The sequence below is a fragment of the Methylobacterium sp. BI1 genome (genome assembly GCF_056680125.1).
The window spans coordinates 2,163,986-2,177,852 of record NZ_CM155267.1; the positions used below are offsets into that span (position 1 = coordinate 2,163,986).

General features: G+C 70.1%; 13 protein-coding genes. 6 read left to right on the forward strand and 7 right to left on the reverse strand.

Translation table 11 applies throughout. From position 1 onward, the window contains the following. Positions 1 to 51: 51 nt before the first annotated feature. The gene (locus AC1MGR_RS10095; protein WP_463776593.1) at positions 52 to 180 is read left to right on the forward strand and encodes a hypothetical protein; all 129 of its coding nucleotides are present in this window, start codon (positions 52 to 54) and stop codon (positions 178 to 180) included. A 70-nt stretch (positions 181 to 250) separates the two neighbouring features. On the opposite strand, the gene AC1MGR_RS10100 is transcribed toward AC1MGR_RS10095, so the two are convergent. The 3 genes from AC1MGR_RS10100 to AC1MGR_RS10110 form a co-directional block, all read right to left on the reverse strand. Then, positions 251 to 1,204 carry a metallophosphoesterase gene (locus AC1MGR_RS10100; RefSeq protein ID WP_108038750.1) on the reverse strand — a complete coding sequence of 318 codons (954 nt, stop codon included), beginning with the start codon at positions 1,202 to 1,204 and terminating at the stop codon, positions 251 to 253. A gap of 181 nt (positions 1,205 to 1,385) precedes the next feature. Further along, positions 1,386 to 1,601 (reverse strand): hypothetical protein, encoded by a 216-nt coding sequence (locus tag AC1MGR_RS10105; protein ID WP_480234496.1) that lies wholly within the window; start codon positions 1,599 to 1,601, stop codon positions 1,386 to 1,388. A gap of 289 nt (positions 1,602 to 1,890) precedes the next feature. Beyond that, positions 1,891 to 3,288, reverse strand: a complete 1,398-nt coding sequence (locus AC1MGR_RS10110; RefSeq protein WP_480234497.1) for an aminotransferase — start codon at positions 3,286 to 3,288, stop codon at positions 1,891 to 1,893. A gap of 102 nt (positions 3,289 to 3,390) precedes the next feature. Between AC1MGR_RS10110 and AC1MGR_RS10115 the strand changes: the two genes are divergently transcribed. Next, positions 3,391 to 3,930, forward strand: a complete 540-nt coding sequence (locus tag AC1MGR_RS10115) for a hypothetical protein (RefSeq protein ID WP_480234498.1) — start codon at positions 3,391 to 3,393, stop codon at positions 3,928 to 3,930. Next, entirely contained in the window at positions 3,920 to 4,648 is a 729-nt protein-coding gene (locus AC1MGR_RS10120; protein ID WP_480234499.1) for an HAD family hydrolase, read from the forward strand. Before AC1MGR_RS10115 ends, AC1MGR_RS10120 begins: the two co-directional genes overlap by 11 nt. Here AC1MGR_RS10120 and AC1MGR_RS10125 read toward each other — a convergent pair. Next, positions 4,645 to 5,127, reverse strand: a complete 483-nt coding sequence (locus tag AC1MGR_RS10125; RefSeq protein WP_108038760.1) for a MarR family transcriptional regulator — start codon at positions 5,125 to 5,127, stop codon at positions 4,645 to 4,647. The two genes, AC1MGR_RS10120 and AC1MGR_RS10125, sit on opposite strands and share 4 nt — an antisense overlap. A gap of 140 nt (positions 5,128 to 5,267) precedes the next feature. Here AC1MGR_RS10125 and AC1MGR_RS10130 point away from each other — a divergent pair, with 140 nt between their 5' ends. Next, positions 5,268 to 6,047, forward strand: a complete 780-nt coding sequence (locus AC1MGR_RS10130) for a DUF1499 domain-containing protein (protein ID WP_480234500.1) — start codon at positions 5,268 to 5,270, stop codon at positions 6,045 to 6,047. 7 nt (positions 6,048 to 6,054) lie between these two features. On the opposite strand, the gene AC1MGR_RS10135 is transcribed toward AC1MGR_RS10130, so the two are convergent. Together AC1MGR_RS10135 and AC1MGR_RS10140 are read right to left on the reverse strand one after the other, a co-directional pair. After that, positions 6,055 to 6,972, reverse strand: coding sequence for an MBL fold metallo-hydrolase (locus AC1MGR_RS10135; RefSeq protein WP_108038763.1), 918 nt, complete (start codon positions 6,970 to 6,972; stop codon positions 6,055 to 6,057). Positions 6,973 to 7,058: 86 nt separating this feature from the next. After that, entirely contained in the window at positions 7,059 to 8,078 is a 1,020-nt protein-coding gene (locus AC1MGR_RS10140) for a DUF2865 domain-containing protein (protein WP_480234501.1), read from the reverse strand. Positions 8,079 to 8,802: 724 nt separating this feature from the next. Here AC1MGR_RS10140 and AC1MGR_RS10145 point away from each other — a divergent pair. Both AC1MGR_RS10145 and AC1MGR_RS10150 read left to right on the forward strand, forming a co-directional pair. Then, positions 8,803 to 10,500, forward strand: coding sequence for a PAS domain-containing methyl-accepting chemotaxis protein (locus AC1MGR_RS10145; RefSeq protein WP_108038767.1), 1,698 nt, complete (start codon positions 8,803 to 8,805; stop codon positions 10,498 to 10,500). A 155-nt stretch (positions 10,501 to 10,655) separates the two neighbouring features. After that, positions 10,656 to 12,056: an Nramp family divalent metal transporter gene (locus tag AC1MGR_RS10150; RefSeq protein WP_480234502.1), complete on the forward strand. Its 1,401-nt coding sequence runs from the start codon at positions 10,656 to 10,658 to the stop codon at positions 12,054 to 12,056. Between the two features lie 434 nt (positions 12,057 to 12,490). On the opposite strand, the gene AC1MGR_RS10155 is transcribed toward AC1MGR_RS10150, so the two are convergent. Continuing rightward, positions 12,491 to 13,867, reverse strand: coding sequence for an aminotransferase class I/II-fold pyridoxal phosphate-dependent enzyme (locus tag AC1MGR_RS10155; protein ID WP_108038771.1), 1,377 nt, complete (start codon positions 13,865 to 13,867; stop codon positions 12,491 to 12,493).

Consider the following 13,867-nt stretch of genomic DNA (forward strand, 5'->3'; position numbering starts at 1 on the left):
TTCCCGGAACGGTGCCATGATCCCCCACCCACACCCGGGAGGAGACAGGCCATGGCGACGGAACAGAAGCGCGGAAGTCGCGAGGCGAAGAAGCCCAAGAAGCCCGTGACGAAGACGATCGCGGCGGCGCCCTCAACCAAGGGCATGGTGATCGCCGCTCCGAAGGCCGGCAAGAAGTAAGCCCGCGGGGCACCGCTCAGGAGGCCCGCGGGGCACCGGTGCGGGCCACGCCCGCGCCGGGTCGGCCCCGTCAGCCCCGGACGAGGCCCGGTGCCTGAACGGTCTTGCCCGCCGGATCGGACGGGCTTCCGAGGGTCAGCAGAACGATCTCCGGGGGTACGCCCAGGCGCACCGGGATGCGGCTCACGCCGAATCCCCCCGAGACGATCATGTGGCGGCCCTTCCGGACCACATGGCCGTATGCAAACTCGTTGCGGCCGTGGACCGCGGCCATGGCCGGCGAGTAGCCGAAGATGCGGACCTGGCCGCCATGGGTGTGGCCCGCGAGGGTCAGGGACACGCGATCCGGCACGTCCAGGAACAGGTCCGGCTCGTGGATCATCAGGAGCACGGGCGCGGAATCGGTGACCTTCGCGAGGGTGCCCGGCAGATCGTCGCGTCCGCCTCCGTCATCCTCGAGGAGGAACGGGATCTGGTCGCCGACGCCCGCGATCCAGAACGGCTTGCCGTCCTTCTCGAGACGCAGGGCGTCGTTCTCCATGACGGGGATCCCGACATTCTCCAGCGCCCGCTGCGCCTCGACGGGCCCGTCGCGGCGCGCCTGCGCCGCCTTGTCGTCCCACCAGTCATGGTTGCCGAGGATCGAGTAGACGCCGAGGGGGGCGCGGAGCCCCGCGACCACGCGGGCGAAGTCCGGCAGCGGGATCTTGCGGTAGGTGACGCTCGGGCCGGCCGGATAGTCGCCCAGCATCAGGATGAGGTCGGGCTTCAGCGCGTTCGTGGTGTCGACGATCTCGGCGATCCGGTCGAGGGGCATGAACGGCTCGCCGACATGGAAGTCGGCGAGCACGGCCACGCGCAGCGACAGGCCGGGTGTCCAGTTCGGAAGGACGGGCGCGTAGGGCGTGACGACGAGCCGGTAGAGCGGCTCGATGCCGAAGGCATAGACCCCCGTCGATCCGACGACGCCCGCACTCGCCCCGAGCCCGGTCAGGAACTGCCGGCGGCTCGGCAGGATCAGCATGGTCAGGCTCCTCGGTCGCGCGAAGGGCGCGGCGCGTCCCTCTCGCCACAAAAGATGACGAAAGCGAGGAGCGTGCCGCGCGCACGGCGACCGATAGGCCCGAGGCGTTGAGGAAGGGATACCGCAGCGGTGGATTCGCGCCTCCCGACGCAACCCACCGACGCGACCCGCGATCGGGGCCTCAGGAGAGGGGCGTGTCCTCGTGCTCGAAGCGCGCGGAGCGGGTGCTGCTCAGGAGCCCCGTCCGGGCCGATTTCTGCGCCTGGGACACGGCCTGTACGGCTGCCGCGAGGGCCGGAAGCGCGACGGGCCGGAATGTCTCGGCCTGATGATCGACGATGATGGTGGAGCGGTCGGAACGTCGAGTGGTGCCGGACGTCTGTTGGCGCGGGTGCATGTAACGGGTGTCCTGTTGTGCTCGACAGGCTCTGTCAGGTTCTGTTGCCTAATCTTGAGCCATGAACGTCTCGCGGGCACCGTTTGGTTTCACCCGGACGCCGATCGAGCGACGTGACAACCATACAGCCGCGGCCAACCTGAATGAAAGCTTAAGGCTCTCACGATCCCTCGACCACAGCACAAATCGAGCGCGCATCCCACCTCAAGAACACTTAAGCAGGGCGCCGCCTGCAGTGCAAACGACATCATGCACTGCGAAGAATACCTTCGCAGTGCAGTCTTGATGGTCAAGCCGCGGGGAGCGGAGCGGCTTCGAGCTTCTGCTCCGCGATCCAGGCCGTCGTCCGGTCCAGGGCGCGCGTCAGGCGGTCGAACAGGGTATCGATCTCGGACGGTGCGATCACCAGGGGCGGGCAGACCGCGACGCGGTCGCCGGCGAGGAACCGCACGATCAGTCCCTCGGCCTGTGCGAAGGCCACCACCCGGGCCGCCACGCCGGCCTTCGGCTCGTATTGCCGCCGGGACGCCTTGTCCGCCACGAGCTCGATGCCGCCGATGAGCCCGATGCCGCGGGCCTCCCCGACGAGGGGGTGATCGCCGAGGGCGGCGAGGCGCGCCTGGAACTGCGGCGCCTTCTCGGCGACCCCCTCGACGATGCGGTCGCGCTTGTAGATCGCGATGGTCTTGAGGGCGACGGCGCAGGCGACCGGGTGCCCCGAATAGGTGGTGCCGTGCCCGAAGGTCCCGAGCTTGGCGCTCTGCTGCACCATCAGCCGGTAGAGCGGCTCGTCGACGGAGATGCCGCCGAGGGGCAGGTAGCCGGAGGTGAGCGCCTTGGCGAAGGACAGGCTGTCGGGCCGCATGCCCATCGCCTCGGAGCCGAACCAGGTGCCGAGCCGCCCGAAGCCGCAGATCACCTCGTCGGCGATGAAGCGGACGTCGTGCCGGTCGAGCACGGCCTGGATCTTGGCGTAGTAGCCCGCGGGCGGCAGGATGGCGCCGCCGGCGCCGAGCACCGGCTCGGCCACGAAGGCCGCCACGGTCTCGGGGCCCTCGCGCAGGATCACCGCCTCCAGCTCGGCGGCGAGGCGGGTGGTGAAGGCCTCCTCGCTCTCCCCCGACTGCCCGAAGCGGTAATGGTGCGGGCAGCCCACGTGCAGGAACCCCGGCAGGGGCAGGTCCCAGTCGGCGTGGTTGGCGGGAAGGCCCGTCATCGAGGCCGTGGCCACCGTGACCCCGTGATAGCCCTTGATGTGCGAGAGGATCTTCTTCTTGCGCGGCCGGCCCAGCGCATTGTTCATGTACCAGGTCAGCTTGACCTGCGTGTCGTTCGCCTCGGACCCCGACGAGGTGAAGAAGATCTTCGAGGTCGGAACCGGCATCAGCTCCTTCAGGGTCTCGGCCAGCTCGATCGCGGGGTCGTGGCTGCGCCCGGAGAACAGGTGGGTGAAGGGCAGGCGCGCCATCTGCTCGCTGGCCGCCTCCACGAGCTCCTCGTTGGAATAGCCCAGCGCCGTGCACCAGAGACCGGCCATGCCCTCCAGATAGGGACGGCCGTCGCTGTCGTAGACCCAGACCCCGTGGCCGCGCTCGATCACCAGCGGACCGGTCTCGCGAAAGGTCTCCAGGTTGGTGTAGGGGTGGATCAGGGTTTCGACGTCGCGGGTCGCGAGGTTCGAGAGCATATTTTTGCCTGACGGTTGGCCGATGGCCGACATGGGTGCGCGACTGTAACGAGGGGCGCCCCCGGTAGAAACCCGCGCGACGTCGCAACCGGACCCGAAGCCATGCTCGACCCCGCAACCATCGTGGCCCAACCCGCCCCCGGCCGCACCTGCGGAACCTGCACCCTCTGCTGCAAGGTCTACGACGTCCCGGCGGTGGAATCGGTCGCCGGGCAGTGGTGCCGGCACACGAAGCAGGGGCGGGGCTGCGCCATCCATGCGACCCGGCCCGACCATTGCCGCGCCTTTCACTGCCTCTGGATGACGGAGGCCTGGCTCGGCCCGGAATGGAAGCCCGAGCGCGCCAAGATGGTGCTCAGCCTCGATCCGGTCTCGCGCCACATGAACGTGCAGGTCGATCCGGGCCAGCCGAATGCCTGGCGGCGCGAGCCCTATTACGGCCAGCTCAAGCGCTGGGCGGTGTCGTCCCTGGCGCAGAAGCGCCACGTCCTCGTCCACCTCAACAAGACCACCACGGTGGTCCTGCCCGACCGCGACGTGGCCCTCGGCGTCTTCGAGCCCGGCGACCGAATGGTGGCGCGCGAGCGCATGACGCCGCAGGGCGTGGTGATCGAGGTCGAGAAGGTCCGCGATGCGGCCTGAGACCCTGGGCACCCGGATCCGCGGCATCCTGTTCGACAAGGACGGGACCCTGGTCGATTTCGACCGGACCTGGGGGCCGGCCGCCTATGCGGTGATGTCCGACCTGTCGGGCGGCGACCGGTCCCGGCTGGATGCGCTCATGCGCGTGAGCCACTACGACGAGGGCGGCCAGCGCTTCGCGCCGACCTCGCCGCTGATCGCCGGCTCGTCGGCCGGCTACGGCCCCCTCTGGGCCGAGGTCCTGGACCGGCCCGCCGGCCCGGTGCTCTACGCCGAGATGGATGCGCTGTTCCGGGCCGCCGGCCTCGCGGCCCTCACGCCGATCGGGACGCCGTCGGACCTCGCCGCGCGCCTCGTCGCCGGCGGCTTCACCCTCGGGATCGCCACCAATGACGCCGAGGCGTCGGCGCGGGCCCAATGCGCCGCTCTCGGCCTCGCCGCGCATTGCGCCTTCGTGGTGGGCTATGATTCCGGCCACGGTTCCAAGCCGAAGCCCGGAATGGTCACGGCCTTCGCCGACCATCTCGGGGTGCCGGCGCGCCGGATCGCCATGGTGGGCGACTCCCCCTACGATCTCGTCGCGGCCCGCGCGGCCGGGGCCGTCGCGATCGCGGTGCTCAGCGGCCCGCTCGGTCCTGCAGCCCGGGACGAGATGGCCCCCCTGGCCGACTACATCCTCGACTCGGCCGCGGATTTGCCGGCGCTGCTCGGGCTCTAGCCAGCCTCGCCCGTGACCGGCTGTTCCCGGGCCAGATCGCGCCACTTCAGCACCAGGCGCTCGAAATCCGCGATGTCCTGAACCGGCAACTGCCCCAGGGTGCGGGCGACGTACGCCTTCTGCGCGACGATGCCGCGCGTGGCGAGGTCCGCGCCGGCGGCGGTGAGGTAGAGGGCGTGGGAGCGCCGGTCGCCCGGGATCGGACGCCGCTCGACGAGGCCGGCCTCGACCAGACGATCGATCAGCCCGGAGACGTTGCCCTTGGTGACGTAGAGCCGCGCCGCGAGGTCCTGCTGGGTCATGCCCTCGCGCTCGGTGAGGGTGGAGAGCGCATCGAACTGGGGAATGGACAATCCCAGGCCGCGCAATTCCCCGGCCATCGCGGCGGTCACCCGACGGTTGAGGCGGATGAAGCGGAACCAGACCCGCAGCGGATCGGCGGCCTCGGCGGGCGTCGGAGTGGATGGGGGCGCGGGCATCGTCCGGCGGCTATAGCAGACACGGCGCCCGTCCCGGAAGCTGCGCGACGCACGGCCCGGGTGGCGCCGCGGAGCGCGGACCGGTAAAGCTCCCAGCGCACGGCCCCGCGGATCTTCCGGACAGCGAATCTCGTCACAGCATGCGTCGTCTGCCCTACGAAGATCCCATCACCCGCGCCGGCCCGGTCTCGCGGACCGTCGCCGTGCTGGCCCTTCTCGTGAGCCTCTTCGCCCTGGTCCTGGTGCGCGATCCGCGCGCCGAGGCCGGCCCGGCCCTGGCGACCCTCGGCGCCGGTCTCGCCCTGGCGGTGGTCGCGGTGGTCCTCGCCCTCGTCGCCTTCGTGCGGGTCTGGCGCGAAGGCGCGCGGGGCCTCGGGGCGGCCCTGGCGGGCCTGTTCCTGGCGAGCCTCGTCCTCGCCTATCCGGCCTTTGCGGGCCTGCGCGCCCTGCGGCTGCCGGCGATCGCGGACGTGACCACCGACACCGACAATCCCCCGGCCTTCTCCCGCTCTCGCACCGCCTTCGCCGCCCGCGAGGGTCGTTACCCGCCAGATCCGGGTCCCGCCGCCCGGGCCGCCCAGCGGGCGGCCTATCCGCAGATCGCGCCGCTCACCCTCGACCTCGACGCCGACGAGGCCTTCGAGCTCGCGCGCAAGGCGGCCGTGAACCGTCGCTGGCAGATCGTCGAGGCGATCCGCCCCGGCGGCCGCGTAGGGAACGGCCGCATCGAAGCCGTGTCGCGCGGTCCCGTCCTCAACCTCGCCGACGACGTCACCGTGCGGGTCCATCCGCGGGCGGACGGGGCCCGCATCGATGTCCGCTCCGCCTCGCGCCTCGGCACCCGGGACCTCGGCAGCAACGCCGACCGGATCCGCGCCTATCTCGACGAGGTCGCCAACCTGGCCATCGCGGTGAAGTGAGCGGCGTTCAGGCCGGCCAGTAGCGACTGTCGAGCCGGGCAGGACCGTCGCTCCGCACGATTCCGCGCTCGACCAGATCCTCGAGGTGGGCGAAGACCGACAGGGCCGCCGCGCCGCGCAGGGCCGGCTTCAGGCCCTGGTAGATCGCCGCGACGATGGTGCCGATGTCCCGGTCGCCCGCCTCCAGGCGGCTGCGGATCGCGCTCTCGCGCTGACGGCGATGGGTGGCGAGACCGCGCACGAAGCGGCGCGGATCGCGGACCGGTCCGCCATGGCCCGGCCAGTAGATCGTCTCCTCGCGATCCCGCAGGGCCTCGAGCGACTCCATGTAGGCGCGCATCGCGCCGTCGGGGGGCGCCACGATGGTGGTCGACCACGCCATCACGTGGTCGCCCGAGAACAGGGCCGTTTCCTCCCGCAGGGCGAAGGCGAGGTGGTTCATGGTGTGGCCGGGGGTCTCCAGCGCCGCGAGGGTCCAGCCCGGCCCCGTGACGGTCTCGCCCGTGTGCAGTTGCCGGTCGGGGACGTGGTCCCGGTCGGCACTGGCGTCGAGATGGGGGATTTCGCCCGCGCCGAGGGCACGCGCCGCCCGGTGGGGGCCGCAGCCCAGGATCGGCGCGCCCGTGCGCGCCTGGAGCAGCCGGGCCCCCGGCGAGTGATCCCGGTGGGTATGGGTCACCAGGATGGCGGTCACGGGTGCCCCGGCGCAGGCCTCGACGAGCGCCGCGATGTGCCCCTCATCCGCCGGGCCCGGATCGATGATGGCGACGGCCGCGTCGCCCACGAGGTAGCTGCAGGTGCCGGTCGCGGTGAACGGTCCCCCGTTCGGTGCGATCCGCCGCCGGACGAGGGCGGAGAGCCGGACTGTCTCACCGCTCGGGGGCGGAGCCCCGTCGAAGGCGGGATCGGACTGCGTCTCGCTCATAGCGGCTCCGGAGCGCATGGGATCGAACCCGCCCCTAAGCCATCCCCGGCCGGGGGACAACGCGCGGCCCGCGGCCGACGGCCGGCTCAGTAGACGAAGGGCGATGCCATCACGACCCGGGTCGGCGCCCGGACCGGACCGAAGCGCGGCTCGACCTCGATCGGCAGCGGCACCGGCTCGAAGCCGGCGGAGGCGGCGACGCGGACGCGGACCGCGCGATCGGCGCTGCGGCTCCCCTGGCGGAGGGCCCGGGCATCGGCCTCGCGGCGGACCACGTCGACCTTGGCGTCGATGTCGCGCCGCGCGCGCCGCGACAGGCCGCGCGCGGCGCGGAAGTCGACGACGGTGAAGCCGCCGGCACGGGCCCGCGTGACGACGGCCGCGCTCGCCTCGGTGGCGACGACGTCGCCGGCGCGCACGGTCCTATCCTGCAGGATCGAGAGCGGCGCGGACACACCCTGCTCGGGCTGACAGCTGCAATGCTCCACCCGCTTCGTCCGGTACAGGTTGGCCACCGCGAGGCTGCGATAGGTCTGTCCGTCGAGGCCGACGGCACGGTCGAGTTCGGTCTCCCCGGCCCCCAGGGTGAAGAGACGGGTCGGCGTGTTCGGGCAGGCCGCCGCGCAGGCGGCCTCGTGGACCGGCAGGTCGGATCGGGCCCCGAGGCGTCCGAGCGGGAAGACGTAGCCGTCGCAGGACCGCACGCAGACGGTGCGGGCGCCCAGGACGGTGCGCGTGGCGGCCGGAACCGCCGCCACCGGGCTGGAAGCGGCGGCCCCCCGGGGATGCCGGAGCCGGATCGGTCGGGCCGCGCTCGCCTCGGCAACGGCGCGCGGCGTCTGGCGCATCGGGCGCGCGGCGCTCACCCGCCGGGCGTCTGGAAGCGACACGTAATGCCCGGGGCGGCGCGACGGAACGGAGGCCGCCGGAGGGGAGGGCGGCTCGCGGAACAGTGTCTCGAGGAAGTTGAAGAGGCCCCCGCGCTCCGAGGCCTTCACCATCGTCGTCCCCGCCGTGACCCCGCCGAGCCCCAGCAGGAGGCCGGCCAGCGCCGTCGCGACCATCTGCTGTCGCGGACCGGCCGGTGCGAGACGCTGCCACTTCATACCCGCCGGCTCCGCATGCGTCGCTCTGATCCGTCCGGCCGCTTCTCTTCGGCGTACGGCCCCCTCAGGTACACATCATCGCGGACCGGGCGCAACGGCGGCAAACCACCGAGACGGGCGCCTTCCGCATGGGGAATGCGCGGCCCAGGCATCAAAGCAGATGCCGAGATGTTGCTGCGTCGCATGATCGACGGCGCCAGTCTTGGTCTCCTGCGCGGACATCAAATCACGGCCGGGACCCGAACCGCGTTCCGCCGATAAGGTGTCGGCGAGACGATGGAGGGGCCGTCCCCCACCGTGACGCTCGCTTTCCGCGCATGACCATCGGCCTGCATCCTGCGATTACGAACGAAACGGACCAGAAGCTCCTCCAATCCTCCTCGTAAGCTGAGAACTTGTTTCGTGGGGCTTTCACTTATGATAATGACCTGAATTACAAATATTCAGGGCCGATCACAGGGACGTTACCGGCGATTTAATTCGACCTTAAGCCTTGGCGGCTTCAATCAGCGCACACCGTCGAGAGCGCCGGCAGCGGACCAGACGCTGCGGACGAAACACGCCACAGGGGATGTCGAGCGCTCCGGATCGTCAATCGACCGCACAATTCGCCCGAGGGATCGCGTCGCGCTTCCTCACCGCGGGCCGGACCGTCTCACGGTCCCCGCGGAGGGTGCAGAGGTGTCCGAACGGCAGTGGAACGCGTCGCAGCCGAGGAATGCCCATGACCTTCTTCAACACCCGCACCGCGGCGAAGCTCGAGGCGCTCGACCGGTCCCAGGCCGTGATCGAATTCCTCCCCGACGGCACGATCGTCGCCGCCAACGAGAATTTCCTGAAGACCGTCGGCTATGCGCTCTCCGAGATCAAAGGCCAGCATCATCGGATCTTCGTCGCCGGCACGGACCAGGACAGTCCGGCCTACAAGGCCTTCTGGTCTGCCCTCGCCCGGGGCGAGTTCCAGCGCGCCGAGTACCGGCGGATCGGCAAGGGTGGCCGCGAGATCTGGCTGCAGGCGACCTACAACCCCATCCGGGGACGGGACGGCCGGGTCACCGGCGTGGTCAAATTCGCCACCGACATCACGGAGGAGAAACGGCGGAGCGCCGACACGCTGAGCCAGATCGAAGCCATCGACCGATCGCAGGGCGTGATCGAGTTCGACCTCGACGGAACGATCCTGAACGCCAACCGCAATTTCCTCGACGTGGTGGGATACGGCCTCGACGAGGTGAGGGGGCAGCACCATCGCCTGTTCGTCGACGGCCCCGAGCGGGACAGCGCCGCCTACAGCGCCTTCTGGGAGGGACTGGCCCAAGGCGTCTTCCAGAGCGGCGAGTTCCGGCGCGTCGGAAAGGACGGCCGCGCGATCTGGCTGCAGGCGACCTACAACCCCATCCTCGATCCGGCCGGGCGCCCGGTCAAAGTGGTCAAGTTCGCCACCGACATCACGACCGAGAGGCTGCGGACCGCGGAGTTGCAGGGTCAGGTCGAGGCGATCGGCCGCTCGCAGGGCGTGATCCACTTCGACCTCGCTGGGCAGGTCCTGGATGCGAACGCGAACTTCCTCGGCGTTCTGGGCTACGATCTCGCGCAGATCCGGGGCCAGAACCACAGCCTGTTCGTCGAGCCGGCCTATGGGGCCTCGGCCGAGTACACCGCCTTCTGGGCCGCCCTGCGCCGGGGCGAGTTCCAGAGCGGCATCTTCCAGCGCGTCGGCGCCGGCGGCCGACGGATCTGGATCCAGGCCTCCTACAACCCGATCTTCGACATGGGCGGCAAGCCGTTCAAGGTGGTCAAGTACGCCACCGACATCACGGCGCGGATGCGCTCGCAGATCGACGCGGCGAGCGCCTCGTCGCAGACCCTGGTCAACGTCCAGACGGTGGCCTCGGCCGCCGAGGAATTGAACGCCTCCATCGGCGAGATCGCCGGCAGCCTCGCCCGATCCCGCCAGGAGGTGGACGAGATGGACGAGCGCGCGCAGAGGGCCGACCGGTCGACCGGCCAGCTCGCCGACGCCGCCACGTCGATGAACGGGATCGTCCAGTTGATCCAGGGCGTCGGCGGCCAGATCAACCTGCTGGCGCTCAACGCCACGATCGAGGCCGCCCGCGCCGGCGAGGCCGGCCGCGGCTTCGCCGTGGTGGCGGGCGAGGTGAAGAACCTCTCCAACCAGGTCACGAGCGCCACCACCCGCATCGCCGAGGACATCAAGACGATGCAGGCGGTGTCCGGCGACGTGGTCGCGTCCCTGGCGGCGATCGGTCAGGCGATCGATGTGGTGCGCGGCTTCGTCACCGGGGTGGCGTCCGCCGTCGAGGAGCAGAGCGCCGTCACGCAGGAGATTTCCATGAGCATGCAAACCGCGGCGCACGGCGTGGCCGATATCGATCGCAACCTGCAGGCCCTGGCATCCTGAGAGCCGGCAACGCCGGGAAGCGCCGCCATCGCGCGAGCCCGACATAGCCGTTTGCTGTTTTTATAGCTCCTGCTATAAAGCGGAGGGTCGCCACGAGGCGCCTGGCGGTCCCTTTGGCGGAAACACGCGTAGGCATGGCTCGACACGAAGATCTGATGACACCGGGTCCCGTCTCGGCCCCGGAGGGTGCCCTGACGGACGGACCACGCGCGGCGGGACCGAGACCCGAAGGATCCTGGCGCTTCAGCCGTGAGACGCTGGCCCAGCCGAGCCTCGGACGGATGAACGGGAGCGTGCCCGTCCAGGCGACCGGCACCTGGCTGCGTCGACTGCTGGCCTTCATCGGCCCCGGCTACATGGTCTCGGTCGGCTACATGGATCCCGGCAACTGGGCGACCGACATCGCCGGAGGTGCGCAGTTCGGCTACACGCTGCTCTCGGTCATCCTGCTGTCCAACCTGATGGCCATCGTCCTCCAGGCGCTCGCCGCCCGGCTCGGCATCGCCACGGGACGCGACCTCGCCCAGGCCTGCCGGGATCATTATCCGCGCCCCGTCAGCCTGGTCCTGTGGCTCGCCTGCGAAGCGGCGATCATCGCCTGCGACCTGGCCGAGGTGATCGGGACGGCGATCGCCCTCAAGCTCCTGTTCGGGCTGCCCCTCGTCGTCGGCGCCACCCTCACGGCGCTCGACGTCTTCCTGATCCTGCTCCTGATGCGGCGGGGCTTTCGCGCGCTCGAAGCGTTCGTCATCGCCCTGTTGGCGGTGATCTTCGTCAGCTTCGGGATCCAGATCGCCCTCGCCGCACCGCCGATCCAGGCGGTGCTCGGCGGCTTCCTGCCCTCGGCGGAGATCGTCCGGAACCCGGCGGCGCTCTACATCGCCATCGGCATCATCGGCGCTACCGTGATGCCCCACAACCTCTACCTGCACTCGTCGATCGTGCAGACCCGGGCCTATCCGCGCACCGAGAAGGGCCGGCGCGGAGCGATCCGCTTCGCCGTGGCGGATTCGACGATCGCCCTGATGCTGGCCTTGTTCGTGAACGCCGCGATCCTGATCATGGCCGCCTCGGTCTTCCATGCGCAGGGGCGCACGGACGTCCAAGAGATCGAGCAGGCTTACGAGCTGCTGTCGCCCCTGCTCGGCGCCGGCATCGCCTCGACGCTGTTCGCGGTGGCCCTGCTGGCCTCGGGCCTCAATTCCACCGTCACGGCGACCCTGGCCGGGCAGATCGTCATGGAGGGGTTCCTGCGCCTCCACATTCCCGACTGGGCCCGGCGCCTGATCACCCGCGCGATCGCGATCGTGCCGGTGGTGGGGGTGACCGCGCTCTACGGCGAGCAGGGGACGGCCAAGCTGCTCGTCCTGAGTCAGGTGGTCCTGTCGATGCAGCTTCCCTTCGCCGTCATCCCCCTGGTCGGGTTCGTTTCGGACCGGGGGAAAATGGGCGCCCACACGATCCGGCCCTGGCTCAAGATCCTGTCCTGGGCCATCGCGGCGGTGATCGTGGTGCTGAACGGGAAGCTTCTGTTCGATACCGTGATGGGCGCATGACGGGGCGCCACATCACGTCGAGCTCAGCGGGTGGGCCTCAACGGCGACGGTCGGCGCGAACGCGCACGGGCACTGGCTGGGGGGCGGGCATCGGACCTTGGAGGATCGCACCGATCAGCGAGCGGCTCGCCTCGGCAACGGTTTTGATCAGACGTCGCGCGATGGAGGCGACAGTCGATTGTCTCATGACGGGCTCCTGACCGACGGGCTGAGGACGAACGTCGCATCCCGGGCCGGGTTCCGGTTGCGATGAGACACAGATAGCAAGATCAGTGTCTCCTGCTCAGGGGTCGAGGGCAATCGGCCGCATCGGTGTGAAGCGCGCAAAAAAGCACCGGCGTGGTGGCGCCGGTGCTCAAGCTCGATGCAGGGCAGGGGCGTTGCGCCCCCGGAAACCCTCCGGGAATGCGCAGGAACACCGCCCCCGGAACCCCCTACGGCTTGCCGCGCTTCGCCATGAGCTGCTCGATGAGCGAACCGCCCTTCTCGATGGCCGCCAGTTCCTCCGCAACCGCATCCACGGTCTCGCGGATCTGCTCCGGCGTATGCTCCGAGGTGATGAAGAAGCGCAGGCGCGACGCGCGCTCCGGCACGGCCGGGTGGATGATCGGCTGGACGTTGATGCCGCGCTTGTAGAGGCGGTCCGACAGCGTCACCGACTTCAGGGAGTCGCCGACGATGACCGGGATCACCGCGAGGCCGAGGCTGGTCCCCGTATCGAGCCCGTGCTTCTTCGCACAGGACAGGAACAGGTGGCCGTTCTGACGCAGACGCTCCACCCGGTGCGGTTCGGCGTGCATGATCTCGAGCGCCGTCTCGGCCGCGGCCGCGAGGGGCGGCGAGATGCCGACGCTGTAGATGAAGCCGCCCGCCGTGCACTTGAGGTACTCGATCAGCGCCGCCGGTCCGGCGACGTAGCCGCCGCAGGTGGACAGGGTCTTCGAGAGGGTGCCCATCCAGATGTCGACCCCGTGGGGATCGACGTCGCAATGTTCGGCGAGACCGATGCCGGTGCGCCCGAGGACGCCGAGCCCGTGCGCGTCATCGACCATGAGCCAAGCGTCGTAGCGCTGCTTCAGGGCGATGAGCGCCGCGAGGTCCGGCGCATCGCCGTCCATGCTGTAGAGGCCTTCCACCACGATCAGCGCCCGGCGATGCTCGTGACGCGTGGCGCCGAGCAGCGTCTCCAGGGCGTCGAGGTCGTTGTGGGAGAACGAACGACGCTGGGCGCCGGAGAGCTGCGCACCGGTGACGATGCTGTTGTGGCTCAGGGCATCGTGGAAGATCACGTCGCCCGGTTCGAGCAGGGCGCCGATGGTGGTCACGTTGGTGGCGTGGCCGCTCACCATCACCACGCAGGCCTCGGTGTCGTAGTGATCGGCCAGGGCCTTTTCCAGGGAGAGGTGTCCCGGGCGCTCGCCGGCCACGATCCGGCTCGCGGAGGCCGAGGTCCCGTAGGTCTCGATGGCACGGGCCGCAGCGGCATTGACGTCGGGATGCCCGTTCAGGCCGAGATAGTCGTAGGACGAGAAGTTCACGAACGACTTGCCGGCGATGCGCGTCGTGGCGCCGGCCTTGGTCTCGTGTACCCGGAAGAACGGGTTGCCGAGGCCGATCAGGTCGGCCGCCGAACGCTGGAGACGCAGCTCCCGGTAGCCCGGCAGCGACTCGAAGTTCTGGACGGACGCATCGCCCGTCGGGCGCTGCGCCGGACGGGCCGGCGCCGTCCGGTTGGCGTTACGCCCGAGTCGGTTCGTGACGAAGCCCGCCAGGGCCGCGCGTCCGCCGTCCGGTCTCGCGGAATTGCTCAT

What these genes read in the sequence shown, in the direction of transcription:
- AC1MGR_RS10155 (WP_108038771.1), bottom strand. Translation starts at nt 13,867, where the DNA reads ATGAGCAATTCCGCGAGACCGGACGGCGGACGCGCGGCCCTGGCGGGC.
- AC1MGR_RS10135 (WP_108038763.1), bottom strand. Translation starts at nt 6,972, where the DNA reads ATGAGCGAGACGCAGTCCGATCCCGCCTTCGACGGGGCTCCGCCCCCG.
- AC1MGR_RS10140 (WP_480234501.1), bottom strand. Translation starts at nt 8,078, where the DNA reads ATGAAGTGGCAGCGTCTCGCACCGGCCGGTCCGCGACAGCAGATGGTC.
- AC1MGR_RS10130 (WP_480234500.1), top strand. Translation starts at nt 5,268, where the DNA reads ATGCGTCGTCTGCCCTACGAAGATCCCATCACCCGCGCCGGCCCGGTC.
- AC1MGR_RS10150 (WP_480234502.1), top strand. Translation starts at nt 10,656, where the DNA reads ATGACACCGGGTCCCGTCTCGGCCCCGGAGGGTGCCCTGACGGACGGA.
- AC1MGR_RS10125 (WP_108038760.1), bottom strand. Translation starts at nt 5,127, where the DNA reads ATGCCCGCGCCCCCATCCACTCCGACGCCCGCCGAGGCCGCCGATCCG.
- AC1MGR_RS10145 (WP_108038767.1), top strand. Translation starts at nt 8,803, where the DNA reads ATGACCTTCTTCAACACCCGCACCGCGGCGAAGCTCGAGGCGCTCGAC.
- AC1MGR_RS10100 (WP_108038750.1), bottom strand. Translation starts at nt 1,204, where the DNA reads ATGCTGATCCTGCCGAGCCGCCGGCAGTTCCTGACCGGGCTCGGGGCG.
- AC1MGR_RS10120 (WP_480234499.1), top strand. Translation starts at nt 3,920, where the DNA reads ATGCGGCCTGAGACCCTGGGCACCCGGATCCGCGGCATCCTGTTCGAC.
- AC1MGR_RS10095 (WP_463776593.1), top strand. Translation starts at nt 52, where the DNA reads ATGGCGACGGAACAGAAGCGCGGAAGTCGCGAGGCGAAGAAGCCCAAG.
- AC1MGR_RS10115 (WP_480234498.1), top strand. Translation starts at nt 3,391, where the DNA reads ATGCTCGACCCCGCAACCATCGTGGCCCAACCCGCCCCCGGCCGCACC.
- AC1MGR_RS10105 (WP_480234496.1), bottom strand. Translation starts at nt 1,601, where the DNA reads ATGCACCCGCGCCAACAGACGTCCGGCACCACTCGACGTTCCGACCGC.
- AC1MGR_RS10110 (WP_480234497.1), bottom strand. Translation starts at nt 3,288, where the DNA reads ATGCTCTCGAACCTCGCGACCCGCGACGTCGAAACCCTGATCCACCCC.